The sequence below is a fragment of the Gluconobacter albidus genome, assembly GCF_002005485.1.
Lineage (GTDB): Bacteria > Pseudomonadota > Alphaproteobacteria > Acetobacterales > Acetobacteraceae > Gluconobacter > Gluconobacter albidus.
Window position 1 is genome coordinate 881,303 of the sequence record NZ_CP014689.1, and the last position, 25,602, is coordinate 906,904.

27 protein-coding genes are annotated in these 25,602 nt (G+C 62.4%); 22 read left to right on the forward strand and 5 right to left on the reverse strand.

Features of this window, described 5'->3' with window-relative positions:
* Window positions 1–9: 9 nt before the first annotated feature.
* Genes A0U94_RS03915 through A0U94_RS03970 form a run of 12 tightly spaced genes read left to right on the forward strand, consistent with a single transcriptional unit; the run spans window position 10 to window position 10,337 of the window.
* Entirely contained in the window at window positions 10–609 is a 600-nt protein-coding gene (locus A0U94_RS03915) for a TlpA disulfide reductase family protein (protein WP_077802504.1), read from the forward strand.
* Window positions 606–1,187 carry a TlpA family protein disulfide reductase gene (locus tag A0U94_RS03920; protein WP_077802505.1) on the forward strand — a complete coding sequence of 194 codons (582 nt, stop codon included), beginning with the start codon at window positions 606–608 and terminating at the stop codon, window positions 1,185–1,187. Before A0U94_RS03915 ends, A0U94_RS03920 begins: the two co-directional genes overlap by 4 nt.
* Window positions 1,188–1,234: 47 nt before the next feature.
* Complete coding sequence (locus tag A0U94_RS03925) at window positions 1,235–1,882, forward strand: TlpA disulfide reductase family protein (protein ID WP_062030940.1); 648 nt, start codon at window positions 1,235–1,237, stop codon at window positions 1,880–1,882.
* 16 nt (window positions 1,883–1,898) lie between these two features.
* Window positions 1,899–2,663, forward strand: coding sequence for an N-formylglutamate amidohydrolase (locus A0U94_RS03930; RefSeq protein ID WP_077802506.1), 765 nt, complete (start codon window positions 1,899–1,901; stop codon window positions 2,661–2,663).
* Window positions 2,660–3,490 carry a shikimate dehydrogenase gene (locus A0U94_RS03935; RefSeq protein WP_077802507.1) on the forward strand — a complete coding sequence of 277 codons (831 nt, stop codon included), beginning with the start codon at window positions 2,660–2,662 and terminating at the stop codon, window positions 3,488–3,490. The genes A0U94_RS03930 and A0U94_RS03935 overlap by 4 nt, the downstream gene beginning before the upstream one ends.
* Window positions 3,491–3,493: 3 nt before the next feature.
* The gene (gene coaE / locus A0U94_RS03940) at window positions 3,494–4,099 is read left to right on the forward strand and encodes a dephospho-CoA kinase (RefSeq protein WP_077802508.1); all 606 of its coding nucleotides are present in this window, start codon (window positions 3,494–3,496) and stop codon (window positions 4,097–4,099) included.
* Window positions 4,096–4,782 carry a DNA polymerase III subunit epsilon gene (dnaQ, locus tag A0U94_RS03945; protein ID WP_077802509.1) on the forward strand — a complete coding sequence of 229 codons (687 nt, stop codon included), beginning with the start codon at window positions 4,096–4,098 and terminating at the stop codon, window positions 4,780–4,782. Before coaE ends, dnaQ begins: the two co-directional genes overlap by 4 nt.
* Window positions 4,782–5,702, forward strand: a complete 921-nt coding sequence (locus A0U94_RS03950; RefSeq protein ID WP_077803828.1) for a glycosyltransferase family 9 protein — start codon at window positions 4,782–4,784, stop codon at window positions 5,700–5,702. The genes dnaQ and A0U94_RS03950 overlap by 1 nt, the downstream gene beginning before the upstream one ends.
* 36 nt (window positions 5,703–5,738) lie before the next feature.
* Window positions 5,739–6,788, forward strand: coding sequence for a glycosyltransferase (locus A0U94_RS03955; protein WP_244178062.1), 1,050 nt, complete (start codon window positions 5,739–5,741; stop codon window positions 6,786–6,788).
* Window positions 6,788–8,548, forward strand: coding sequence for an asparagine synthase (glutamine-hydrolyzing) (gene asnB / locus A0U94_RS03960; RefSeq protein WP_077803829.1), 1,761 nt, complete (start codon window positions 6,788–6,790; stop codon window positions 8,546–8,548). The genes A0U94_RS03955 and asnB overlap by 1 nt, the downstream gene beginning before the upstream one ends.
* Window positions 8,549–8,576: 28 nt before the next feature.
* Entirely contained in the window at window positions 8,577–9,896 is a 1,320-nt protein-coding gene (locus tag A0U94_RS03965) for a dihydroorotase (RefSeq protein ID WP_077802511.1), read from the forward strand.
* Window positions 9,897–9,941: 45 nt separating this feature from the next.
* Window positions 9,942–10,337 carry a hypothetical protein gene (locus tag A0U94_RS03970; protein WP_062030897.1) on the forward strand — a complete coding sequence of 132 codons (396 nt, stop codon included), beginning with the start codon at window positions 9,942–9,944 and terminating at the stop codon, window positions 10,335–10,337.
* Between the two features lie 26 nt (window positions 10,338–10,363).
* On the opposite strand, the gene A0U94_RS03975 is transcribed toward A0U94_RS03970, so the two are convergent.
* The gene (locus A0U94_RS03975; protein ID WP_077802512.1) at window positions 10,364–10,666 is read right to left on the reverse strand and encodes a hypothetical protein; all 303 of its coding nucleotides are present in this window, start codon (window positions 10,664–10,666) and stop codon (window positions 10,364–10,366) included.
* Between the two features lie 187 nt (window positions 10,667–10,853).
* Between A0U94_RS03975 and A0U94_RS03980 the strand changes: the two genes are divergently transcribed.
* From A0U94_RS03980 to A0U94_RS04000, 5 genes are all read left to right on the forward strand, one after another.
* Window positions 10,854–11,537 carry a tetratricopeptide repeat protein gene (locus A0U94_RS03980; protein WP_233142634.1) on the forward strand — a complete coding sequence of 228 codons (684 nt, stop codon included), beginning with the start codon at window positions 10,854–10,856 and terminating at the stop codon, window positions 11,535–11,537.
* Window positions 11,537–12,952 (forward strand): PQQ-binding-like beta-propeller repeat protein, encoded by a 1,416-nt coding sequence (locus A0U94_RS03985; protein ID WP_077802513.1) that lies wholly within the window; start codon window positions 11,537–11,539, stop codon window positions 12,950–12,952. Before A0U94_RS03980 ends, A0U94_RS03985 begins: the two co-directional genes overlap by 1 nt.
* A 4-nt stretch (window positions 12,953–12,956) precedes the next feature.
* Window positions 12,957–14,348 (forward strand): ribosome biogenesis GTPase Der, encoded by a 1,392-nt coding sequence (der, locus tag A0U94_RS03990; protein WP_077803831.1) that lies wholly within the window; start codon window positions 12,957–12,959, stop codon window positions 14,346–14,348.
* A gap of 132 nt (window positions 14,349–14,480) precedes the next feature.
* Window positions 14,481–15,893, forward strand: coding sequence for a sugar porter family MFS transporter (locus tag A0U94_RS03995; protein ID WP_077802514.1), 1,413 nt, complete (start codon window positions 14,481–14,483; stop codon window positions 15,891–15,893).
* A gap of 4 nt (window positions 15,894–15,897) precedes the next feature.
* Entirely contained in the window at window positions 15,898–17,286 is a 1,389-nt protein-coding gene (locus A0U94_RS04000; protein ID WP_077803832.1) for an MFS transporter, read from the forward strand.
* Here the strand turns inward: A0U94_RS04000 and A0U94_RS04005 are convergent.
* The gene (locus A0U94_RS04005) at window positions 17,255–17,923 is read right to left on the reverse strand and encodes a class I SAM-dependent methyltransferase (protein ID WP_077802515.1); all 669 of its coding nucleotides are present in this window, start codon (window positions 17,921–17,923) and stop codon (window positions 17,255–17,257) included. The two genes, A0U94_RS04000 and A0U94_RS04005, sit on opposite strands and share 32 nt — an antisense overlap.
* The gene (gene ubiA / locus A0U94_RS04010; RefSeq protein ID WP_077802516.1) at window positions 17,920–18,837 is read right to left on the reverse strand and encodes a 4-hydroxybenzoate octaprenyltransferase; all 918 of its coding nucleotides are present in this window, start codon (window positions 18,835–18,837) and stop codon (window positions 17,920–17,922) included. The genes A0U94_RS04005 and ubiA overlap by 4 nt, the downstream gene beginning before the upstream one ends.
* Before the next feature lie 36 nt (window positions 18,838–18,873).
* On the opposite strand from ubiA, the gene A0U94_RS04015 reads away from it, so the two are divergent.
* The 4 genes from A0U94_RS04015 to A0U94_RS04030 all read left to right on the forward strand — a co-directional run bounded on the left by A0U94_RS04015 (window position 18,874) and on the right by A0U94_RS04030 (window position 22,685).
* The gene (locus A0U94_RS04015) at window positions 18,874–19,620 is read left to right on the forward strand and encodes a 16S rRNA (uracil(1498)-N(3))-methyltransferase (RefSeq protein WP_077802517.1); all 747 of its coding nucleotides are present in this window, start codon (window positions 18,874–18,876) and stop codon (window positions 19,618–19,620) included.
* Window positions 19,621–19,693: 73 nt separating this feature from the next.
* Complete coding sequence (locus A0U94_RS04020; protein WP_077802518.1) at window positions 19,694–21,070, forward strand: glutamate--cysteine ligase; 1,377 nt, start codon at window positions 19,694–19,696, stop codon at window positions 21,068–21,070.
* Between the two features lie 28 nt (window positions 21,071–21,098).
* Window positions 21,099–22,055, forward strand: a complete 957-nt coding sequence (mbfA, locus tag A0U94_RS04025) for an iron exporter MbfA (RefSeq protein ID WP_077802519.1) — start codon at window positions 21,099–21,101, stop codon at window positions 22,053–22,055.
* Window positions 22,056–22,058: 3 nt separating this feature from the next.
* Window positions 22,059–22,685, forward strand: a complete 627-nt coding sequence (locus A0U94_RS04030) for a LolA family protein (protein ID WP_077802520.1) — start codon at window positions 22,059–22,061, stop codon at window positions 22,683–22,685.
* Between the two features lie 5 nt (window positions 22,686–22,690).
* Here A0U94_RS04030 and rsmI read toward each other — a convergent pair whose 3' ends face one another.
* A complete protein-coding gene (rsmI, locus tag A0U94_RS04035) occupies window positions 22,691–23,524 on the reverse strand; it encodes a 16S rRNA (cytidine(1402)-2'-O)-methyltransferase (RefSeq protein ID WP_062110789.1) in 834 nt (277 codons plus the stop codon).
* A 149-nt stretch (window positions 23,525–23,673) separates the two neighbouring features.
* On the opposite strand from rsmI, the gene A0U94_RS04040 reads away from it, so the two are divergent.
* Window positions 23,674–24,969, forward strand: coding sequence for a penicillin-binding protein activator (locus tag A0U94_RS04040; protein ID WP_077802521.1), 1,296 nt, complete (start codon window positions 23,674–23,676; stop codon window positions 24,967–24,969).
* An 88-nt stretch (window positions 24,970–25,057) separates the two neighbouring features.
* Here the strand turns inward: A0U94_RS04040 and A0U94_RS04045 are convergent, their stop codons facing one another.
* The gene (locus A0U94_RS04045) at window positions 25,058–25,441 is read right to left on the reverse strand and encodes a hypothetical protein (RefSeq protein ID WP_062030307.1); all 384 of its coding nucleotides are present in this window, start codon (window positions 25,439–25,441) and stop codon (window positions 25,058–25,060) included.
* Window positions 25,442–25,602 lie beyond the last annotated feature (161 nt).

Consider the following 25,602-nt stretch of genomic DNA (forward strand, 5'->3'; position numbering starts at 1 on the left):
CGTAAACAGATGATTCGGAAGCAGATCGACCGGCGAACCCTTCTTGGAGGAGCGGCCAGCCTAGCTGCGGCAGCCTCCCTCTGCAATTGCGGGCTGGGGAATTCCGCCAAGGCGGCGGACGGGACGCAGCCTGTGCTCCCCTCGCTTACGCCCGGCGCGCCTCGGCTGGAGCCCGTAAATTTCCAGCTCAAGGGGCCCGATGGTACGACGCTGGCGCTTTCCTCGCTGAGGGGACGCCCCTTCATTCTGCATCTGTGGGCGACGTGGTGTCCGCCGTGCAGGCTGGAACTTCCGGCGCTGAATGCGTTCCTTGAGAAAACGGGATCCAGCATTCCTGTCATTCCGGTCGCCGTGGCGAGTCCGCTGCCGAAGGTGATGATCTTTCTGGCGCAGGGTAATCTGCCGCATATCGCGCCCTGGACGCTGGGGCAGCACGAGTTTTCCCAATGGTTCACATCCGGCGAGCCGAGCCTTCCCATGACCTGCGTGATTGATGCGCAGGGACGGCTGCGCGCCAGCGTTGAAGGGGACATGGCGTGGGGCGCGCCGGACAGTCAGGCGTCCTTTGAAAAGATCCTCTCGGGCCTTCAGCCATCCAAACCCGCGTGAAGGCAGGGCTGGTCAGCCGGCGGAACGTTGTTGCTGGCACGGCTGGCCTTGCCATTCTTGTTGGTGTGGGGGCCGCGAAGCTGGCGGGGACGGTCGTGCGTCGCGGCATGCCGGTTGGTCGGCTGATGCCGGGGCAGGCGATGTCGGAGCCCGTTGCTCTTGGACTGTCGGGCCCTGAAGGTTCGCAGTCCGCACTTGCCTCGCGACGGGGAGTGCCTTTCCTGCTCCATGTCTGGGCGACGTGGTGTCCGCCCTGCCGCCATGAACTTCCGGCTCTGGCGGCGTTCACTCGGGCATGGGGGCCGGATTGTCCTGTTGTTCCGGTTGCGGTTTCAAGCGGATCACCAGACGACGTCCATGCGTTCCTGAGCCGTAATGGTATCGTGGGCTTGCCCGCATGGACGGTGGACGGGATCGCTTTGAAGGCCTGGTATGGGGCCGCGGAGCTTGCCATCCCCGTAACATTCCTGATTGATGGTAAAGGGCGCATTCGCGCGACGGCGGCGGGTCCGCTGGACTGGGGGGCTTCCGGTGCCGCGGATGCGCTTCGCCGGGTGCTTGCCGCCACGATCGTCTGAGCCGCGATGGGACAGACCTGTTTGTAATGAAAGAACGGATTTCCAACATGACTTTTCCCCTGACACGCCGTCATCTCCTGGGCGGAGCCGGTGCCCTTCTGGTTTCGGGACGGGCCATCGCTGCAACCGCTGCAAAGGAAGAGGCCGGAAAGGGGCTGGCTTTCGAGCCGAACTCTTTCGGTAAGCTGGCCGCGCCGAAAGTGTTGCCGCCACTGAGCGTGAAGAACGAGCAGGATCAGGACGTGCCTCTGTCGCACTGGTACGGCAAACCGTTCATCCTGCATTTCTGGGCGACATGGTGCCCGCCCTGCATCCGTGAACTGCCTTCGGTGAACGCGACGGCCAAGGCGCTGGGCGCCGAAGGGCCGCAGATCGTCGCCGTGGCTGTGCGTGGCAGCACGATTCCCAAGGTCAGGGCATTTTATGACAGCCACGGGATCGACGCCCTGCCGCTTCTGGTCGATCCGCTGTCAGCCGTGATGATGGAGACGGCGGATCAAACCGCGCTGATCCAGTCGGTCCGGCAGGTGCGTCCCGATGATCTGAAGAGCCTGAAACCGGATGTCATGTCCCTGCATGGCGTACCCCGGTCGCTGATCCTGAATGCGAAAGGCGAGGTTGTGGCGGAATCCATCGGGAACATGGACTGGTCTGCGGACGCCGTGAGGCATACTGTGCAGGCTCTGGCTGGATAGTAAGAGTAAAGTCCTGATGTCTGCTCCCCTTCTTGGTGCCAATGACCCGGTGCCCTTCCTTCTTTTCCCGGAAAAGATGCCGTCCCCGTTCGTGCTCGTGAGCGATCACGCAGGGCGGGCGGTTCCGGATGCGCTGGGGGATATGGGGGTACGGACCGAGGACTGGGAGCGGCACATCGCCTGGGACATCGGCATTGTCGGCGTGGGGCGCGTGCTGCACGAAATGCTGGGCGCGGCGTTGATCGAGCAGGTCTATTCGAGGCTCGTGATTGACTGTAACCGCGCGCCCGGCCATCCGACGTCGATGCCGCTCGTAAGTGACGGCACGGCGGTTCCCGTCAACCAGGCGGCGCAGGAGGCGTGCCGGGCGAAGCGGGAGCGGGAGATCCTGCATCCGTATCATGACACGATCGCGGAAGTCCTGACCGAGCGCGGCCCGCGTCCGACAGCGCTGATCGCGCTGCACAGTTTTACACCGCAGATGAACGGGAAAGATCGCCCCTGGCAGATCGGCATTCTGCACAATTCGGACAGCCGCATGGCGTCGATCGCGCTGGACCTGCTGCGAGAAGACAGTGCGCTCTGCGTGGGCGATAATGAGCCTTACGTCCTGACTGATACGTCCGACTACACGGTGCCGCGCCATGCGGAGGCGGGCGGTCTGCCTTATCTTGAAATCGAAATCCGGCAGGATCTGATCGCGGAAAAGACCGGACAGCGGGAGTGGGCCGAGCGTCTGGCAGTCCTTCTGCCGAAAGTCTGGGAAAGGCTGGCGGCATGATTGACGGGCATACGAAACTCGCGGGCGTCATGGGCTGGCCTGTCGAACATTCGCGCTCTCCGCTGATGCATAATCATTGGTGCCGGGTGAACGGGGTGAATGGGGCGTATGTGCCATTGCCGACGCGGCCGGAAGGCTTCGATCAGGCGTTGCGCGGACTGGCAGCGGCGGGTTTTCAGGGCGTGAATGTCACGATTCCGCACAAGGAAGCCGCGATGCGCGCCTGTGACGAACTCACTCCGACCGCCAAACGGGCCGGAGCGGTGAATACGATCTGTTTTGTGGCGGGACGCATCATCGGCGACTGTACGGACGGGACGGGATTTTGCGACAATCTGAGCGCGCATGACGTGACGATTGCAGGCCGTGCCCTGATCCTCGGCGCAGGCGGTGCGGCGCGGGCCGTGGCGGCAGCGCTGCTAGACCGGGGATGCGAAGTCGTAATTGCGAACCGGACGCTTGAGCGGGCCGAGGCTCTGGTCGAAGCGCTTGGTGGCGGTGAGGCCGTGGCCTGGTACGACTGGCCGTCTCTGCTGTCGGGCTGTTCGCTTCTGGTGAACGCCACGTCCATGGGGATGGGCGGGAAACCCGGAATGGATTGGAATTCTGCCCTTCGGGAGGCTGCACCTGGACTATGTGTGACCGATATCGTCTACACGCCGCGCGAGACGCCGCTTCTGTTGGCCGCTCAGGCGCGCGGACTGCGGACGGTGGATGGTCTGGGGATGCTCGTTCATCAGGCTCGGGCGGGTTTTCGGGCGTGGTTCGGTGTTGATCCTGAGGCAGACCGGACGACGTTCGACCTTCTGGCGGCGAGCCTGCGCTAGAGCGTGCGGATTATTGGCCTGACGGGCGGGATGGCGGCCGGGAAAAGTACAGTTGCGACACTGTTCCGCAGGGCCGGGGTGCCGGTTTTTGATGCGGATGCGTGTGTCCGGGTGCTTCAGGGCGAAGAGGGGAAGGCGCTCCCTCTGATTGAAAAAACATTTCCGGGCACGGTGGCTGACGGACATCTGGATCGGGTGGCGCTGCGGGAGGTCGTCAGGGCGCGCCCTGACGCGCTTAAGCGTCTCGAAGCCATCATGCATCCGCTGGTGCGGACTGAGCGGGAGCGTTTTCTGAAGCAGTGCCGGGCGCGGAAAGAGCGGTTCTGCGTGCTGGATATTCCGCTGCTCATGGAAATCGGGGAAGATCGGCGCTGCGATCTGGTCGTGGTTGCGCAAGCCCCCATGAATACACGGCTTGCGCGTATCCGACAGCGCGGGCGCAGTGGTGGCCGCATGAGCGTGGTGGATGCGAAAGGACTGCTGGCCCGTCAGATGAATGACCATGAACGCAGACGCCGGGCCGACATCGTGATACGAACCGGCCTGTCACGTGGACAGGCCGCCCGGCAGGTCCATGCCCTGCTGCACCGGCTTCGTGAGGCGTCATGAAACGATCCATCCTGTTCGATACGGAAACCACGGGATTTGACCCGGATATGGGCGACCGCATCATTGAGATCGCGGCTCTCGAACTGATCGACGACCTGCCGACGGGGGAGGCCTATCATGTGCTGATCCATCCCGAGCGTGATATCCCGCCCGAAGCGACCAAGGTGCATGGGTTCCGGATCGAGGATCTGGAGGGAAAGCCGAAATTTTCCGAGGTTGCGGACGGTTTTCTGGAGTTCATTGGAGACAGCCCGATGATCGCCCACAATGCCCGCTTCGATTTCAAGTTCGTCAATGCCGAACTGAAGGCCTGTGGGCGCGAGCCGCTCGATTATGCCAGCAGGGCCATCGATACGGTGGAAATGGCGCGGAAGAAATATCCGGGCCTTCCGGCGAGCCTTGATGCGCTGTGCCGCCGTTTCGGCATCGACCTGTCCCAGCGCGGCACCCATAACGCGCTACTGGACTGCAAGCTTCTGGCGGAAGTGTATGTCGAGCTGATGGGGGGGCGGCAGCGCGGGCTGGGTCTGGCAGGTCCGTCCCGCAGTCGCAGCATGACGGACGGGATCAACGCGCTGGCCAGCCGGCCTCTACGGAAAATGGTCCCGCCGACCGCGGAAGAGCTTCAGGTCCATGAGGCGTTCGTGAGTACCATCAAGGACGCGGTGTGGCATCGCGAATGATGCGGATCCTGTTCATTACGTCCAACCGTCTGGGCGATGCGGTGATTTCCACGGGCGTGCTGGATGCGTTGCAGAAGCGTTATCCGGCGGCGATGTTCACGGTGGTCTGTGGCCCTGTGGCGGCGGGGCTTTTTGAAGCGGACCCGCGATGCGAGCGCATCATTACCATGGAAAAGCGCCGCCATGACCGGCACTGGATTGATCTGTGGCGGGACTGTTTTAGGACGCGATGGTTCATGGTTGTGGATCTGCGGGGGTCGCTGATCGGGCTGACACTGCGGGCACGGCGTCGGATCATCGTGCGGGGTGGCCGTCGGCCCGGCCGACGGATCGAGCAGCTTGGGGAAGCACTCGGCTATCGCCGCACGCCCATGCCGCGTGTCTGGACGTCCAGGGCGCAACGGGCGAATGCGGCTGTGGCATTGCCCGAAGGGCGCTGGCTGGCGCTGGGGCCGACGGCGAACTGGGATGGCAAGATCTGGCCACCCGAGCGGTTCGTGGCGCTGGCGCAGGCCCTACGGTCGGAAAACCTGCGCCCCGTCGTGTTTTATGGGCCCGGTGAGGATGAGCGGGCGCGGGCGGAGCCGGTGTTGAAGGGGCTTCCCGATGCGCTGGATCTGGGCGGCAATCATACACTGGGTGATGTGGCGGCGCTTTTTCAGCGTTGCGCGCTGTTTGTGGGCAATGATTCCGGCCTGATGCATCTGGCTGCGGCCGTGGGCACGCCGACGCTGGGACTGTTCGGGCCGTCACGGGCATCGGAATACGCGCCGGCCGGTCGTCTGGCACGGTTCGTGGAAGCGCCGGGGCCGGAAGGCCATGCGCCCATGACGGGGCTGGATGTGGCGCAGGTTCTGAAGACCGCGACGGACATCCTGAATGAAAAAAACGTGTTTGCTCCGAACCTTGGAGCAGACTGACTTGATGCCCTGTCGGTCATGGCCGATAGAAGAAGGATGATTTCTGCATCGTCCAACGAAGACCGGGGTCGTGTGGCCCATGTGATGGCGGGGGCCCCAAGAGGGGGCGCAGAGCTGTTCTTCGAACGCCTGACAATGGCCCAGATGCGGGACGGTCGCGCCGTTCAGGCCCTGATCCGTCAGGATGAAGGACGGTGTGGACGGCTGGAGGAAGCCGGGGTTGATACCCGGACATTCCGGTTTGGCGGTCTGCTGGATCTGCGGACCCGACCGGGGCTGCGGCGCAGTCTGAATGCATTCCGGCCAGATATCGTGGTGGCGTGGATGAGCCGGGCGGCGCGTCTGGTGCCCTCGGGACCGTGGCAGATGGCCGGGCGTCTGGGCGGATATTACGACCTGTCGAACTATCGCCGCTGCGATCATCTGATTGGCAATACGCGGGGGCTGGCGGACTGGATGAAAACACAGGGCTGGGCTGCCGATCGCGTGCATCATCTGCCGAATTTCGCGACGGATTTTTCGGACGTGGCGCCGCAACGGCCCGGTTTTCTGCCGCAGGGTGTGCCGTTTGTACTCGCTCTGGGCCGTCTGCATGAAAACAAGGCCTTTGATGTGCTGATCCGGGCGATGACGCATCTGCCGGGTGTGCATCTCGTGATCGCGGGTGAGGGGCCGGAGCGTGGCGCACTTGAGGCGCTGGCGAAAGCAGCGGGTGTTGCGGAGCGTGTGCATCTTCCCGGCTGGATCGGGCAGAGTGGCCCGTGGCTGCGGGCCTGTGATGTTCTGGTCTGCCCGTCCCGCATCGAGCCACTGGGCAATGTTGTGATCGAGGCGCTCTCCGCCGGAGTGCCGGTCGTGGCAAGCCGTATTCAGGGCCCGCAGGAAATTCTTGAAGGCACGCAGGACGGACTCTTGGCAACCGTTGAAGACGAAAAGGACCTTGCCGTGCAGATCGGCAGTGTTCTGGAAAGCTCCGTACTAGCCCAGAAACTTGCCGCGAACGGTCGGACGCGGTTCGAGCGGGAGTTCTCGCAGAACGTGGTCATGGCGCGATGGTCCGCATTTCTGGACGGGGTGCGCGCCTGATGTGTGGCATCGCAGGCCTGTCCTGTCTGCCGGGACATCGTCCAGACCAGGCGGCTCTGGCGCGCATGTCGCAGGCAATTTTCCATCGTGGACCGGATGGAGAAGGGCGGCTGGATCTGGCGGGAGCCGCCCTGCGGCACCGGCGCCTGTCCATCGTCGATATCGCAGGGGGCGCGCAGCCGTTCCGGCTTGGCGCGGCGGCCCTGATCGCGAATGGCGAAATCTATAACGACCCGGCCATCCGCAGGCGTTTTCCCGCAACCTGCTTTCAGACACACAGCGACTGTGAGCCGCCATTGCATCTGTGGTTGCAGGATGGTGCGGGCTATACGCATGAATTGCGGGGTATGTACGCCATTGCGATCGTGGAGAATGAGCAGGGGCGTCATGAAATGGTGCTCGCGCGTGATCCGTTCGGGATCAAGCCGCTCTATATCGCGGCTTACGAAGGGGGCATCGCCTTCGCGTCCGAAGCGCAGGCGTTGCTTGCGGGCGGCTTTGGGAGACGAAGCGTTCGCGAAGGCGCGCGTGACGAACTGATGCAGCTTCAGTTCACAACCGGGCAGGACACCATTTTCGAAGGTATCCGGCGCCTCCTGCCGGGTGAGACGCTCAGGATCGTGGACGGACGAATCGTGGAGTCGCGCCGTCGACACGTTCTGCACGAGGCACGCGATACGGTCCCGGCCGGTCTGACGGATATGGACGCGCTGGCGCGGCTGGACACGGCGCTTCTCGACAGCGTGGCGGCGCATCTGCGGGCAGACGTACCGCTTGGACTGTTCCTGTCGGGCGGGATCGACAGTTCGGTCATTCTGGCGGCGGCTCATCGGCTGGGACTGCCGCATCCCAAAACATGGACTGCACGTTTCGATGCCGGCGCGGCGGATGAATCCGCTGAGGCCGCCGCGTTGGCTGCCTCCGTCGGGGCGGAGCATCATGTCCTGACCGTCACCGAAGACATGGTCTGGCGCGATCTGCCAGCCATCGTGGCGTGTATGGACGATCCGGCTGCGGATTACGCCATCATCCCGACATGGTTTCTTGCACGCGAAGCGAGAAAGGATGTCACCGTCATTCTCAGCGGTGAAGGCGGGGACGAGCTTTTCGCGGGCTATGGTCGCTATCGGCGGGTCATGAAACCCTGGTGGAAGGGTGGTCGTGCGCCGTATCGCTCAGGGACGTTCGGCAGACGTTTCCCACAGCGAGGACGGCAGTGGCGGCACGGGATCGCCATGACGGAACTCGCTCTGGGACTATCCGGGCTCGAAGCGGCGCAGGCGCTGGATATCGCGGAATGGCTGCCCAACGATCTGCTGCTCAAGCTGGATCGCTGTCTGATGGCCCATTCCCTGGAAGGACGCACCCCGCTGCTGGACCCGGTTGTGGCCAAAGCGGTCTGGTCGCTGCCTGGGACCTTCAAGGTGCGTGACGGTTATGGGAAATGGCTTTTGCGTCGCTGGCTTCAGGATGCTCTGTCTCAGGCCCGGCCTTTTGCACCCAAGCAGGGATTTACGGTGCCTGTGGGGCCCTGGATCGAGAAACAGGCGCAGCGTCTTGGGCCGCTGGTCGCCCGTCAGCCCTGCATCCGCGCCATGATGCCGGAGCAGGACGTGGAGCGTCTTTTTGCCCGCGCCAGCCAGCGCGGTGTCGCACGGCAGGCCTGGAATTTGGTGTTTTATGCGCTGTGGCATCGCCATCATATCGAGGGTGTTCCCGTGGACGGGAATACGTTCGAAACTCTCTCGCGCGCTTCATGAGTAGCTTACTGATTTGCAAGGACGGAACATGCATTACGATCTGATAATCCGAGGCGGAATCTGCGTTTTTCCCTGGGGCGAAGCGGAAGCGGATATCGGTGTACGCAACGGCAAGGTGGCGTCGCTGTCCGTTGCAGCGGCGGATGAGGCAGACCGGGTGATTGATGCGCGGGGCCTGCATGTGCTGCCTGGGCTGATCGACGCGCATGTTCATCTCCGCGATCCGGGCAAGCCAGAAGTTGAAACACTGGAAACCGGGACACGGGCTGCGGCGCTGGGCGGCATTGCAACGGTTTTCGACATGCCCAACACGTCTCCGAGCGTGACGGACGTGACGATGATTGACTGGAAGCGCGATCATATCCGCAAGACGGCGCACGTGGATGTCGGGATGTATGTTGGCGCGACGCGTGAGAACACGCCGGATCTGGCGCTGCTGGAGCAGCAGCCGGGCGTGTGTGCGGTGAAGGTTTTCGCAGGATCGTCCACCGGCAATCTCATGATCGAAGATGATGCGGGACTGGAAGCGGTCATGCGCTCTGGCCATCGCCGCGTGGCCTATCATTCGGAGGACGAATACCGCCTTCAGGCGCGCAAGCCGATGTTCCATGAAGGTCAGCCTTACGAAACGCACAGCGTATGGCGGGATGTGGAATGTGCGTTCCTCGGCACCCGCCGCATCATGGCGCTGGCCCGCAAGACCAACCGTCCGGCGCATATCCTGCATGTCTCGACAGGGGAAGAGCTGGAATATCTGGCGGATTATCGCGATATTTCCACAGTTGAGGTTCTGGTGAACCATCTCACGCAGGTCGCGCCGGAATGTTATGAGAAGCTTGGTGGTCTGGCTGTCATGAACCCGCCGCTGCGGGATCGGTCGCACTGGGAAGCAAGCTGGAAGGCCGTTCAGGACGGGCGGGTGGACGTGGTCTCCTCCGACCATGCGCCGCATCCGCTTGAGGCCAAGCAGCTTCCCTGGCCAAACTGCCCGGCTGGCCTGACGGGGACGCAGACGATCGTGCCGGTCATGCTCGATCACGTGAACGCCGGGCGCCTGTCGCTGGCGCGTCTGGTGGATCTGATGGCCGCTGGGCCCGCGCGTGTTTACGGGTTGCAGACCAAGGGGCGGATGGCCGTTGGATTCGATGCCGATTTTACCCTCGTGGACATGAAGGCAGAGCGTGAAATCACCAATGACTGGATCGTCACGCCTGCGGGCTGGACGCCGTTCGATGGCACGCGTGTCACGGGGTGGCCGATGGCGACGATCGTCCGTGGAACGGTCGTGATGCAGGACAATGAGGTTTCGGGTACGCCGACGGGACAGCCTGCCAAATTTGCGCCTTGATCTGGGCGTAGGGCGCGCAACGCTTCAATCAGGAAAGGGAGCTGTATGAGACGTTGCGTTGCCGCCAGCCGTAAGGCGGTGCTGTTTGGACTGGTTTTTGCAGGGATCGTCGGTGCCGGAACGGCGCGTGCGGCTGAGGCGGCATGGACCGCTCCGAAATGCGGTGCCGAGCCTCAGGCCCCTGCCGTCAAGGCCGGGACGGTCGCGCAGTACAATGAGAGCGTTGATCGTGTGACGGCTTATGAAAAGGCTGCCCGCGTTTATAACGCCTGCGTTGCGGCTCAGGCCAATCGCGAGGAAACGGCCATCAGCCAGGACGCCAGTGCGCGGATCGCGCATGTCCATGCCGGAAGTGCGGCCGTTCAGTCTCATATCGCAGCGTCATTCCAGACGCTCTCCACCACCCTGGCGACAGCGGGACGCAAGCTCGGTCACCACTGACCCCCGTATGGGGCCGTCTGCGAATCTTACTGCCCCATGCGTTCCTGATTCTGGAGTGGCGTCAGGGTCGTTGGGCCTTCATAGGTCTGGCGGGCAACATTGGGCATGAGGTCGGGGCGCGCCCAGCAGGTCGTGCCCTCAAAACTTGTCGTGCAATAGGGCTGCGGCGGTGGCGGCCCGACGGGGCGCGCGCAGAAGCTCTCGTCGTCATACAGATACGCCGTGTTGCAGTCCTTTCCGGTGATGGCGGACGCGATGCGGTCCGGCGCGCAGCCGTCAAGGACGCAGAACACCAATGGAAACAGCAGGAGCGGGACGGGCTTTTTCATGGCCGTCAGGATGCTTCGGGGGGCGTTAAGGAAGTCTGAATGTCGGTCGGATTTTCTGACGTGAAGCGGTTTTTCACCAGAGTGCCCTGCGCGAATATCTGTCCGTGTGTGTGAAGCGTTTGCCGCGACGGTTCGGCACCTGTATGGTCATGCAAACAGTTTGAAGACCGATCCAGCAGGGGACCAGGTGGCAGACGATTTCATCACGCAGATTGACGAAGAAATGCAGGCGCAGCGGTTGCGGGCCATGGCACGGCGGATTGGCGCTGTGGCCGGCGTCGTCGTTCTCGTCGGCGCCATTGGGGGCGGTGTGTGGGGCTGGAACAGCCACGCACGCCATGTCGCGCAGAAGGCGGCCTCGGCGCGCTATTTCACCGCCATGACAGCCCTGTCCGATCCAAAGCGGGATTCCGCGGCTCTCGATAAGGCCACCGCGACCTTGAAAGATCTGGCAGATCATGGCCCTGCGGGTGTGCGCTCCTATGCTGCGCTGCGTCTGGCCGACCTTCAGGTTCAGGCACATCAGAACGCTGCCGCTCTTCAATCCTGGAAGAGTGTTGCGGATGATTCCGCGGCCGAACCGTCTCTGCGGGACATGGCGCGTTACATGGGCCTGAATGCCCAGACGGCGTCTCCCGCTGATCCGAAGGCGATCCGTTCAGGCTATGAAGCTCTGGCACAGGGCGGCGGGGCGTGGGCACCTCTCGCCCAGGAAGGTCTTGTGGCTCTGGATCTGCGATCCGGTGCAACGGCTGACCAGCAGAAGGAAGCCCGGCGTATCCTGACGCAGATCGTCAGCAGTGCAAACGCGACCGAAGGGGTGCGTGCGCGTGCGCAGGCCCTGCTCGAGACATTTGGAGACGCCGGTTGATGCGCCGTCCTGTTCTTTCCCGCTCCTCTTTTTCCCGCGCTTCGCTGTCCATGAACCGCCGGAGCCTGCTACGGACGGCCTGTTCGGGAAGTGCGCTCGCAGTCCTCGGCGGGTGCAGCCTGTTTGAAGACGACAAGAAGCCGCCATTGGCCGGACACCGTGTGGATGTGCTGTCCACGGGTGCGGGACTGACGGTTGATCGTGAGGACCATACGCCGATCAATCTCGGTCCGGTGCAGCCGGTCCGGGAATGGTTGCAGGAGGGCGGTCGTCCGTCCCATGTTTCGGTGAATGCGTCCTGGAATGGCCCGGATCTTGCCTGGAGCCAGACGATCGGTGCGCCCACCGATCCGTCCAGTTTCCTGTCCATGATTGCCATCATGCCAACCAACCGGGGCGCCATCCAGTCTCCCCCGGTAATTGGAAATGGTCATCTCTACACGACGGATGCACAGGGCGTGGTTAAGGCCTGGACATGGCCGGAACGCCGCCTTGTCTGGACCCGCCAGCCGGCATCTTCCGCCAGCCGTTCAACCAATATTGGCGGTGGCCTCGCCCTTGACGGGGATACGCTCTACATCGTGGACGGCGTGGCTCAGGCCCTTGCGGTCGAGGCGCTGACGGGTAAGGTAAAATGGCGGGTGAGTACGGGAACACCGGGTCGTTCCGCCCCCACGATCGCGGAAGGCCTGATGGTTTTCGGAACCATTGACGAGCGTCTGATCGCGCTGAATGCCAATACGGGTCATCAGGTCTGGGCATATCAGGCAACGGCGTCCGACACGGTCATTTTCGGCCAGTCCGCTCCGGCTTTTGTGGACGGCGTCATTCTCGCGGGCTTTGGCAGTGGCGATCTGGTCGCACTGCGTGCGGCTTCGGGCGAGATGGTCTGGAGCGACAGTCTGGGTGGCACCAACGGCATGGGCGCCATGCTGGACTTCTCCTGCATTCGTGGCGCGCCGGTCATCAAGGACGGCACGGCCTATGCCGTGTCCATGTCCCGCGTGCTGGTGGCGATCGACATGCGCTCGGGCCGTCGCCTGTGGGAACGTGAAGTCAGTGGGCAGAGTCCTCTGGCGATCTGTGGCGACTGGATGTATGTGCTGTCCACGGATCAGCAGATCGCCTGTCTGGATCGTCTGTCCGGGCATGTCCGCTGGATCACGCAGCTTCGTCGTTTTATCCGCGAAGACGTGGAAAAGGACGCCATCGCCTGGGTGGGACCGCTTCTGGTGAATGGCAAGCTGGTCTGCTTCTCCACCTTTCCGAAAGAAGGCATGGCGGTCGTGAACGCCGTGACCGGGAAACTTGAACTGACCCGCAAGACCGTTGCCCCGTGTCAGGTTCAGCCGATCGTCTGTGACGGTCATGTGCTGAGCCTGTCTCAGGATGCCGTTCTGCGGGCCTATGGCTGAACGAATGACCTCTGAGAACCTGCCCGTTGTTGTTATCGCCGGGCGCCCGAATGTCGGGAAATCCACTCTGTTCAACCGGCTTGTCGGTCGCCGTCAGGCGATTGTCTCCGACATGCCGGGCGTTACGCGCGATCGCAAGGAGGGTGAAGCCCTGCTGCGTGGCCGGCGTGTCCGGCTGATTGATACAGCCGGCCTTGAAGAAGCGGCCCCTGATACGCTGTACGGGCGAATGCGCGCCTCGTCCGAATCTGCTGTTGCGATGGCGGATCTGGTACTGTTTTGCATTGATGCGCGCTCTGGCATCACGCCTGCGGATGCGCATTTTGCAAGCTGGCTGCGGCGGCAGAACCGTCCTGTCCTGCTGATTGCCAACAAGGCGGAAGGGCAGGCCGGGACGAATGCGGCCCTTGAAGCCTATTCTCTTGGTCTTGGCACGCCGCTGGCACTGTCAGCCGAGCATGGCGAAGGTATTGCCGATCTCATGGGTGAGATTGCCGAGCGTCTGCCCCCGGCTGAAAAGCAGCGTCGTCGGGAAGCTCCGAAAAGCGAAGGCGAGGAGGGGGATGACGAGGACGAACGTCCGGCGGGTCCGCTGCGTCTTGCCATTATCGGGCGGCCGAATGCGGGCAAATCCACGCTTCTGAACTGTTTGCTTGGTGAAGAGCGGATGATTACCGGCCCTGAGGCCGGACTGACGCGCGATTCCATTGCTGTCACACTCCAGGATGAGCATGGCGAGATCCGGCTTGTTGATACAGCCGGGATGCGCAAGCGCGCCCGCGTCGAGCAGCATCTCGAGCGGATGTCCGTTTCGGCCTCCATCGAAGCCCTGAAAATGGCAGAAGTGGTCGTGCTGGTGATTGATGCGACGCTTGGCGTGCATGAGCAGGATCTCCAGATCGGCCGTCTGATCGAGCGCGAGGGGCGGGCCTGCGTCATCGCGCTGAACAAGTGGGATGCCGTCGAGGACCGGAATGCGACGAAAAAGGCGATTCTGGACCGTCTGGAAATTTCTCTGGCGCAGGTCCGGGGAATTCCGGTCGTGACGTTCTCCGCACTCACGGGGGCGGGCGTGCATCGTCTTCTTCCGGCGGTTCGGGAAGTTTACGAGATCTGGAACTCGCGTGTCTCAACGGGTGAACTGAACCGCTGGTTCGAGGATGCTCTGGAGCGTCATCAGCCGCCTCTGGTGGATGGTCGTCGTCTCAAGCTGCGTTACATGACGCAGGTAAAGGCACGGCCGCCGACATTCCTTCTGTTTGGTACGCGGGCGGAACAGCTTCCCGATTCCTACAAGCGTTATCTCGTTAACGGCCTGCGTGAAACGTTCCATATGCCGGGTGTTCCGGTGCGTGTGCAGTTGCGCGGAACGAAAAATCCTTACGCGGAAAAGTGATTTTCTGTTGGTTTCGATATAGACCACACCCCTGATTGATCATTAATACAGGACCGTCTGTTTCCGGTTTCGGAACGTTCGGTTCTGCTCCCCTTGCCGGTATGAGGGGATATGTTTGGGGTGACTGAGGGTATGGTTGGGATTGCTGCGTCTTCCAGCGAAGGTTTGTCCACAGGACCGACCCGCAGCACCGCACGGGCGACAACCCTTGGTATTCTGGCCGCTCTGGCGGGTCTGATGTTCGGCCTTGATACCGGCGTCGTCGCAGGGGCACTTCCATTCATCGCCACCGATTTTCATGCGGGCGACGTCCTGCAGGGGTGGATCGTATCCTCGATGATGGCAGGGGCGGCCGTAGGCTCGCTGTTTGCAGGCCGGATTTCAGTTCGGTTCGGCCGAACGGGCGCGATGCTCGGAGCTGCGATCCTCTTCCTGATCGGAACCCTGCTCTGTGCTCTGGCTCCGGGCGTTGCGATCATGATCGTAGGCCGGGTTTTTCTGGGGCTTGCGGTCGGTGTGGCAGCGTTTGCAGCCCCGCTCTATATTTCCGAAATCACCGTTGAGTCCGTTCGCGGCGCCATGATCTCGTTTTACCAGCTCATGGTCTCCCTCGGAATTTTCCTCGCCTTCGTTTCGGACAGCCTGTTGGCGTCCGGTGGGCACTGGCGCTGGATGCTGGGCATCATGGCCGTGCCTGCCAGCATTTTCCTGGGGATCGTGCTGATTCTCCCGCACAGCCCGCGCTGGCTGATGATGCGGGGAGAAAAAGAGCATGCGCGGCGGGTGCTGCAGAGCCTGCGATCCGATGAGGAAGTGGCGGAAGCGGAACTGATCGACATTCAGTCACGTCTTCAGAAAAGCAGCGATGCCGGTGTGGGGCTCTTCAAAAGCAATCCGAATTTCCGGCGGACGGTCTTTTTGGGCATGTTGCTTCAGATCATGCAGCAGCTTTCGGGGATCAACGCGCTTCTGTATTATGCGCCCCGCGTGTTTCAGGCAGCGCATTTCGGAACAAATGCCGCCATCTGGGCCACAACCCTCGTCGGGCTGACGAACATGGCGCTGACCGGGGTTGCCATTGCCTGTGTGGACCGTTGGGGCAGACGGCCGCTGCTGATTCTGAGCTGTGCGATCGCGGCTTTCTCTTTGGCCGGAGTCGGGACGCTGCTTGCCATCGGAGCGAACAGTTTTGCCTCCCAGCTTCTACTCTGCGGGTTTGTCCTTCTGTTTGTCGCCGGATTTGCGATTGGTGAAGGGCCGCTGGTCTGGACGCTTTGCTCTGAAGTGCAGCCAACGCGGGGCCGGGATTTTGGAATTGGTTGCTCGACCGTGACGAACTGGGCTGCAAACTGGGCCATCTCCAACATGTTCCCGCTGGGTATGGCGATGATGGGGGCATCGGTCACCTTTCTGATGTTTGCCCTCTTCAATGGTCTTTTCATCGTTGTGACCGTATTGTTCGTCCCCGAAACGAAAGGCGTCTCGCTCGAAAAGCTGGAGGCCAACCTTTTTGCAGGCATGCGCCTGCGTGATCTGGGACGCTGAGACCATGACGGCTACGACGGAAGACGGCCCGCAAGAAGAATACGACTCCAAACGCCATGCCGGGCTCTACGGAGCGCAAAGGGTCAAGGCGATGTCGGCGGTTCTTCTGGCACTTCTCCTGTCAGTGCTGGACTACGCGATTGCCAATGTGGCCCTGCCGCTGATCGCGGTCGATCTTCATGCGTCATCGTCGCGGGCCATTTGGGTCGTAAATGCCTATCAGCTTGCAAACCTGTCCTGTCTGTTGCCGCTGGCGTCTCTTGGCGCCCGCGTGGGATTCGGACGACTAAGTCAGTTCGGGATTTTCCTGTTCCTGATTGCTTCCGTGGCCTGCGCTCTCTCGCAAAACCTTCTGGAGCTGACTCTGGCACGCGCCCTGCAGGGCGTAGGCGGAGCCTGCATTATGAGCGTGAACATCGCGCTCGTCCGCTTCATTTACCCACATAAGGAACTGGGCCGCGGCATTGCGCTGAACGGCTTGTTCGTGGGGCTGGGCGTGGCGCTTGGACCGTCTTTGGGGTCACTGATTCTGTCCGTGGCAAGCTGGCCCTGGATTTTCTGGGTCAATCTGCCACTGGCTCTGGCGGCTCTGGCGCTGGCCCATGCGGCCCTCCCCGAGACGCCGCGCAGTGATATCCCAACCGATGTGGTCGGTTCGCTTCTGACGGTGGCGTCCTTTGCCCTGACCGGCGTGGGGCTTGATGGGTTGATGCACGCCGATTTCCTGTCCGGGGCGGCGGTCACGGTTGCGGGTGTGCTGTGCTGGGCGATGCTGCTGCATTATCAGCGCGAGAGGCTTGAGCCGATCGTGCCAGTCGATCTTCTGGCGCGGCGTCCGTTTCTGCTGGCCTGTATGGTTGGATTTCTGGGTTTCGTGGCATCCAATCTCTACATTGTGGCGATGCCGTTCACACTGGCTTCGGCCTTTCACCGCGGGCCGGGGACGATTGGCCTTCTGATCGCACCCTGGGCTGTGGGTGTGGCGACCATGTCGTTTGTGGTCAGTCGTCTGGCCGACCGTTTTCCGGCGTCGGTTCTCTCGTCGAGCGGACTGTTCATTACGGCGAGCGGATTCTGCCTGCTCTGGTTCCTGCCGACGGATGCGAGCAACTGGGACATCGCATGGCGGACGCTTTTTGCCGGATGTGGCTTTGGACTGTTTCAGCCGCCCAATAACCGCGCCATCATGGTTACGGCGCCTCCCGGACGGGAGGGCGGGGCGAGTGGCATGCTGTCTGTTGCGCGGCTCGCAGGACAGACGACGGGCGCGCTTTTCGTGGCGGCGCTGTTCACGATCTTTCCCCATCCGGCCTTCATCTGCCTTGGGGCTGCCATGACCGTGGCGCTGACGGGATCAATCCTCAGCCTTGGGCGGAAATATCTCGCAGCCTGAAGAGTGTGGTGGCGCGCTGCTCCACGCTTTCCAGTTCCTGCGTGACGGACACGGATCGCCGGACCAGAACTTCGAGCGGCATTGATGGCGCATAATGCCGACCCGGATCGCAGAGCCAGACTTCGCAGGTTTTCGAACATTCCAGAAGCCACGGAATGATCCGTGAGGCCATGGCTTCGTTGTAACAGACGTCTCCGATGACCAGCAGGTCACAGTCCGGGACCGTGCCGATCAGATCGCCCGGAAGTGGCGTGACGGTCGCGTGGTTCAGGCCCGCGTTGAGGGACGTTGCTTCAAGCGCCATGAAGTCAATGTCGTTGGCCTGAACGGATGCCGCGCCGGACAGGGCCGCGGCGATGGCGGCCAGTCCGCATCCGCAGGCCACATCCAGAACCCGGCGTCCCTGTACAAGCTCCGGGTTGTCGAGGATGAAGCGGGCGATGAGCTGGCTTCCCGGCCATGCGAAGGCCCAGAAAGGCGGTTCTATGCCGACCTGTTTAAGATAGGCCTCGCTGGCCTGCCAGATGGGGGTGATTTCCGTCGCCAGATGCAGGGAAATTTCGGGAACCAGCGGCGCCTGTTCAACGAGGGTATTGTCGCAAATGAATCTGTCAGGATCGACGAGGGTCGTGATCATCCGAAAAATCTTGCGGCGACGAACCCTGCAGCCAGAACGAACCCGATGGGCACGTTGCGGCGGAACTCTCTGAGACACGCCGGAGCGTCATACGGATTCAGCACCCGGACCTGCTGGAGCAGCATGGCCGTTGCGATGGCGAGGAACGGCCAGAAGCTCCAGTGCAGATGCGCATGGATGCCGACGAGCGCCAGAGCCAGAATCATGAGGCTGTAGCAGGTGCCGATGAAGGAGCGGGCGTTCTTCTCCATCAGGCGCGAGGTGGAGCGCACGCCAATGCGGGCGTCGTCGTCCATGTCCTGAAAGCCATAGATCGTATCGAATCCGAGCTGCCACAGGATAACGGCGCCATAGAGCAGAAGCCCGTTGCCATCGAGCGTCCCGGCCGCTGCGGCATATCCCATGGGAGCGCCGAATCCGAAGGTGAACCCCATGACGAGCTGCGGCCACCAGGTGACGCGCTTGGCCGCCGGATAGAGCGCGACGAGCAGGAGCGCGAGCGGGGCAAGCGCCCAGCAGACAGGCGGCAGGCAGACCAGAACGCCAAGCCCCATCAGGAGCAGCACTGCCAGAAGCAGCAGGCCCTGTTTCAGGGACAGCGCGCCGCTGGCAAGGGGGCGGCCTGCGGTCCGGGCGACTTTTGCGTCGATGTCGCGGTCCCAGATGTCGTTCACGACGCAGCCGGCCGAGCGCATGACAAGAGAGCCGAACGCAAACAGCACGGTGTCGATCAGGCGCGTCTGGAGAGAGGCGCCGGGAGCAAGGAACAGGCCCCACACGCCCGGCAGGAACAGAAGCCATGTCCCAACCGGGCGGTCGAGACGGGCAAGCAGCGCATAGGAGCGCCACGGCTCGGGGAGGCGGGCGATGCGGCCGGTCAGATGGATATCGGTATGGGCGCGGGTCTGGCTCATGGGAAGATGTGATGCTGTGTGGACGTGCTTCCGTCAATGGCCGAGGCGCGCTATCGGAAAAGGATGAGCCGATCCGATCCCCGTCTTTATGTGCCTGCGTCTGAAACAGCTTTCGTGGAAGGCCAGACCGTGTCGCTTCCACCGGGGCAGGCGCATTATCTGGGCAACGTCATGCGTCAGGGCGTGGGAAGTCCCGTGCGTGTGTTCAACGAGCGCGACGGGGAGTGGAGTGCCGAGATTGCGGCTCTGAAGAAAGACCGTGGAAGCATCCTGCTGCAACACCGCGAGCGGGACCCCATGCCGACGCATGGCGTGGAACTGCTGTTTGCGCCGCTCAAGCGGGATGCGACAGAGCTCGTGATCCGCATGGGCACGGAACTCGGAGTGACGCGTTTTCGACCCGTCGTGACGGAGCGCACCAATACGCACCGGCTCAATCTGGAGCGGCTGGGGGTGATTGCGACGGAAGCGGCCGAACAGTGTGAACGACTGGATGTTCCTGAAATTTTGCAGCCTGAGACGCTGCGTGTCGTGCTGGCGGAGTGGCCTGAAGATCGCCCGCTGTTTGCCGCGCTGGAGCGCCGTCCCGGCGAGGAGGCGGGCTTGCGGGCCGCTGCTCTGCTGATCGGGCCGGAGGGCGGATTTTCTGATGCCGAAGTGGAGATGCTCCGGCGGCATAGCGCCGTTCATGCGCTCAGTCTGGGGCCGCTCGTGCTGCGGGCGGAAACGGCCGTGTGCGCGGGGCTGGCCCGTCTTGCGGCGGAAGCCGAGGGCGCTGCCTGAGGGTGACAGAACCGTCGGACATGCTACAGTTCAATCATTATCGAACAACGAATTCAGACCGAGGCCAAACGTCATGTCCAATCCCGGCACGTCCAATACTGCGTCGATCGAAAGCCGGGCGCAGCTCGTCGAGGCGATCTCACGGGGTTGCAAGCCGAAATCTGAATGGAAGATCGGGACCGAGCACGAAAAATTCGGCTTCATTCTTCCTCACGATGCTGACGGACGCGATCCTCTGTCGCCGCCGCCTTACGCGCCGCGTGGAATCGGGGCATTGCTGGAGAAGCTTCAGGGGCCGGATTGGTCGCCGATCATGGACGGCGAAAACCTGATCGGATTGAAAGGGCAGAACGCACAGGCTGGTCGGGCAATTTCGCTTGAACCGGCCGGACAGTTCGAGCTTTCGGGTGCGCCGGTTGTGTCGCTTCAGGAAACGGAAGCGGAGATGCAGGAGCATTATGATCAGGTCCGTGGTCCGGCTGCAGAACTGGGGCTGGGCTTCCTGCCGTTCGGCTTTCAGCCGCTCTGGTCGCGCGACGCAATGCCGTGGATGCCCAAGAGCCGCTATGCGATCATGCGCAACTACATGCCGAAAGTCGGCACGCTTGGCCTCGATATGATGACGCGGACCTGCACGGTTCAGGTCAATCTCGATTTCAGCGACGAAGCCGATATGGCGCGTAAAATGCGCGTATCGCTCGCGCTTCAGCCGCTGGCCACCGCGCTGTTTGCGAACTCCCCGTTCGTTGAGGGCAAGGCCAACGGGCTTCTGTCCAACCGTGCGCGGATCTGGACCGATACGGACAACCAGCGTTCGGGGCAGCCTTCGGTGTTCTTCGAGGACGGGTTCGGCTTTGAGCAGTATGCGGACTGGGCGCTGGACGTGCCGATGTATTTCGTCTCGCGCGACGGAAAGAACCTCGACGTGGCAGGCTGCTCGTTCCGTCGCTGGCTGGCTGGCGACATTCAGGAGCCGTTGAAGGGCCTGACACCGACGGTTGGCGATTTTGAAGACCATCTGACAACGGTTTTCCCCGACGTGCGCCTCAAGCAGTTCCTTGAAATGCGCGGTGCGGACGCGGGAAAGCTTGAGATGATGGTGGCGCAGTCAGCCCTGTGGGTCGGCCTGCTATACGATCCGGCAACGCTGGAAGCCGCGGAAAAGCTGGTGCGCGAACAGCCTTGGAGCGCTTATCAGCAGCTTCGGGCCGACGTGCCGCGTCTGGGGCTGGATGCTGCATTCCCGGGTGGGTTGAAGCCGTTGGCCAAGCGTGTGGTCCAGCTTGCGGAGCAGGGGCTGCGGGCCCGCGTGCGGAATGAGGCCAGCTATCTCGATCCGCTGCATCTGATTGCCGATGGTGGCCCGAATCAGGCGCAGCATTGGCTGGATCTGTATAATGGTGCCTGGGGGCAGAGCGTGAAGCCGCTCTTTACCGAAGCCGCCATCTGATTTTTATGAGACAGGACCTGCTGCCTACGTGACGAAACTTTCCGAGCTGACCGAACGCGAAATCCTTGCACTGGCGATCGCCAGCGAAGAAGAGGATGGTCATATTTACGCGGATTTCGGCCAGATGCTGGCGGAAGACTATCCCGACAGCGCCGCTATTTTCCAGGATATGGCGGAAGAGGAAAACCATCACCGCCGCGCACTGATCGACCTGTTCGTCCGACGTTTTGGCAATCACATTCCGCTGGTCCGGCGGCAGGATGTGCAGGGCTTTCCGTCCCGCAAATCGGCCTGGCAGATGCAGAATCACGGAATTGAGGCGATCCGGGCGCAGGCTGCCGACATGGAGCGACAGGCGGCAAGGTTTTATCGTCAGGCCGCCGGACAGACCAATGATGCCGAAATCCGCAAGCTGCTGGGCGATCTGGCGACGGAAGAAGACCGGCATCAGCGCGAAGCGCGACGCCTTGAAGACGCGCATCTGAATGACAATTCCCGGGATCGCGAAGACGAACACAGCCGCCGCGATTTCGTGTTGCGGATCGTCCAGCCGGGTCTGGTCGGGCTTATGGACGGCTCCGTCTCGACGCTGGCGCCCGTTTTTGCAGCAGCGTTTGCAACGCACAGCCCCCATGCGGCTTTTCTGGTCGGGCTTGCAGCGTCTCTCGGGGCCGGGATTTCCATGGGACTGGCGGAAGGGCTGGCCGATGACGGCAAGCTGTCAGGACGGGGCGCGCCACTTCTGCGCGGGCTGATCTGTGGTGCCATGACGTTTGGCGGTGGCATCGGCCATACGCTGCCGTTTCTGGTGCCGGATTTCCGTCTGGCCTTTGGCGTTTCGATTATTGCCGTGGCGATTGAGCTTCTGCTGATTTCCTGGGTGCGCTGGCGGTATCAGGACACACCGTTTGGCTCGGCCATGGTTCAGGTTTTCCTGGGTGGCGCTCTTGTTTTTGCAACCGGCGTACTGATTGGCAGTTCCTGAGACATGATGAACCGTTCCTTTTTCCGCGCGGCTGTTCTGGCTGCGCTGCTCCCTTCAGCCCTGCCTTGCATGGCATTTGCACAGACGGCTCCTGTGCAGCTTCGTCCTGCGGATCAGGGCTGGGTGTCCCGCATCGAGGATATGCTCGGAAAGGTGACGACGCTTCAGGCGCGCTTCCGTCAGACGGCGGCGGATGGCAGCGTGACGGCGGGAACGGCGACGCTGGATCGGCCCGGTCGGATGCGCTTCGATTATGACAAGCCAAGCCCGCTTTTGCTGGTTGCCAATGACGGGCGCGTGGTGTTTCAGGACCGGAGCGTCGATCAGGTCACGACCCTTCCGCTGGACCGTACCCCGCTGGGGCTGCTGCTGCGGCCTGAGTTCAAGCTTTCAGGCGACGTGACGGTGACGGGATTCGAGCATCGGGACGGGCAGATTCGGATTCAGCTTGTCCGGACGCAGAATGCCGGTGAAGGCAGTCTGACGCTCGTATTTTCCGATGCTCCTCTGGCACTGGAAGGCTGGAGCGTTGTAGACGCGCAGGGACGTACGACCACGATTGCCCTGTCCGATGTGCATCTCGGTGGGACCGTGCCGCAATCGCTGTTCGTACTGCCTAAAGCGGACTGAGCTTTTCAGTGTTTCAGTTCGCGTGAAAGCTCCAGCGCGCGGGCATAGACCGTGCGTTTGGGCAGCTTGACGATGCCCGCGACCAGAGCCGCCGCGTCCTTGACGGAATGGGTGGTAAGAGCCTCGCGCAGATGCGTGTCCAGGTCGGCGGCGCCGCTGTCGTCTTCGGCTGATGGGCCGATCAGGAGCGTAATTTCGCCGCGCGGTGCCGTTATGCGAAAATGTTCCAGAACCTCCGCAAGAGTGCCGCGCACCATTTCCTCGAACCGTTTGGTGAGTTCGCGTCCGACCGCAGCTTCGCGCTCGGGGCCGAACACGTCGATCAGATCCTCGAGGCTTTCGACCAGGCGGTGCGGCGCTTCGTACCAGATCAGCGTTGAGTGCAAACCGGCCTGCTCGGCGGCGCGTAGGGCGGAAAATCCGGTTTTGCGGGCTTCGCTACGGGGAGCCGGAAAGCCCAGAAACATGAAGGGCAAAGGCGGCAGACCCGAGAGCGTCAGGGCCGTGATGACGGCGTTCGGGCCGGGAATGGCGGTGACGTGTATTCCGGCCGCGATGGCGGCGCGGACCAGCCGATAGCCGGGATCAGACACCAGAGGCGTGCCGGCGTCCGAGACGACGGCGTAGCGCGCGCCCTGCTGAAGCTTTTCGATCAGGAACGGAGTGCGGTCCTGTTCGTTATGATCGTGCAGCGTTCGGGTCTGTGTGGCAATATTGCGCGAAATAAGGAGTTTTGCCGTCACGCGCGTGTCCTCGCAGAGGATTGCATCCACTGTGCCGAGGACTTCGATCGCGCGTTCGCTGATATCGGCCAGGTTGCCGATTGGCGTTGCAACCAATATCAGACATCCACCTTCGGCCTGGCCCTGTGCTGGCAGGGGGGCGGCCGGTAACGTTTCAGCCGCATCGCTCAAGGGAGTTTCAGCGGAACATGACTTTTCGGACATCTGCATCCTCGGTGACAAACTCAGGGACGTATTGTCGCCCCTTGAGCCGTCTGCGCAAGGGTGTAAGCACCGGCCTTGCCGCGGGAACCTTCCTGACCCTTGCTGCCTGCTCGGGTGGCGGGTCATCTTCCGTGCCGGGTGTGGGCGGTATTCCGGGTGTTTCTGCGGGGCCTGGCGCCCATGATGTCGGGCTGATCCTGCCGCTGACGGGCCGCAATGCGTCCTATGGCACGCGGATGCGCGACGCGGCGAAACTGGCTCTGGCCGCCAAGGGATCGCCCGCGCTGGACGTGCATGACACCAATGGCCCCGGTGGGACGGAGCAGGCCGTACGCGATGCCCTTGCACGAGGTGACGCCATTCTGCTGGGGCCATTGACCGCCACCGAGACTGCCACCGCAGCACCACTTGCGGTCAATGCGGGCAAGCCAGAGCTTGCGTTCACCAGCGACTCGACACAGGCCCGTCCGGGCGTGTGGGTCATGGGCCTGACGCCGGAGCAGCAAGTGCGTCGGATGGTGGATGCAGCTCGCGCAACGGGTCGCAAGACTTTCGCGGCTTTCCTGCCGGATAATGCTTTCGGACATGCCATGGGTGACGGGCTTGCGCGGGCCTGCCGGGATGCCGGGCTGAAGGATCCGCAGATCGTGTTCCATACGATGGATGCACAGAATATCGAGGATGGGCTGAAGTCGCTCTCCGCCATTGACGCCCGTCAGCCTGCTGCGCCTGTGGTTGCGGAGGCACCGTCCGGTCCTTCCGCGATTGATCCGACGGGTGAGACGGCTCCGGACTCTGCTGCTTCCTCCGGCACAGCAGCGGCTGGATCAACGCCTGCGGCACAGCCTGCTCCGATTGCGCCGCCGCCGTTCGATGCTCTGGTGCTGGCCGATACGGGGCTCGAACTGGGTCGCATCATTACGGCGCTTCAGGCTGACCATATCGATTCGTCGCAGGTCCAGATCATGGGGCCCGCGCTTTGGAAGGCGTTTGACGGCAAGCTCGGGGCGCTGCATGGCGCCTGGTATGCAGCGCCCGACGCGCATGACCGGCTGGGATATGTCGCGCAGTATCGGGCTCTCTATAAACAGGCTCCGTCACCCGTCAGCGATTTCGCTTATGACGCGGCGGCTCTGGCTGGCAGCCTGATCCGTCAGGGCGGCGTTACGGTCGACGCCCTGACGCGCCCGGATGGTTATATGGGGGTGGACGGACTGTTCCGCCTGCGTCCGGACGGACACGTGACGCGGGCACTGGCGATCTACCAGATCCAGCGTGGCGGTGGTGCACGAATTGTGGTTCCGGCTTCCCGGGACGTGGCGATCCGTCCGAGCTGAGGTTCTTTATTTTCAAAAGAAAAAGCGCGCCGGCTCTTTTGAGCGGCGCGCTTTTTTTGTGTCTGGTCGAGAAAACCCGGGCGCAGGTTCAGGCGGCGCAGGTCTCGGCCAGCGGCAGGACCGGGCGGATGACGTGCAGGGCAAGTTCGAAGCTGGCATAACTGCCCAGTTCATGACCGCGGATCTGGTCGATCAGCACCCAGCGCATGCCCTGCGGCCGCAGCATGTAAGCAGGATCGGGATTTTCACGGACCCAGACCAGAACATGATCAACAGGTGCACTTCCGTCCACATTGATGGCGTCGTGAGAGGCATCCGCAATTTCGGCATCGAAAACGCCCATCCGCTGTCCTGCTTCAAGCCAGCGCAGCAGATATTCGCGGTGACGCGGCAGCAGGCCCTGTCGCAGGGGCACGATATTGCTCGCGCTGCGGCTGTGAGAAAGGTCGTGAAGGTGAGCCACCTGCGCCATCAGGGAGTCCTCATCAAAAAGCCGGGCAGGGCACCCGGGTCGTGGTGATGAGTTCAGGCTAGGGTTCAAAAGGGACGTTTCACAATCTTTAATAACGTCTGAAGAAGGTTTTGCGACACAAACCATCCCCACTGTGGCAAATCTGCCATGCTCTAAATGCA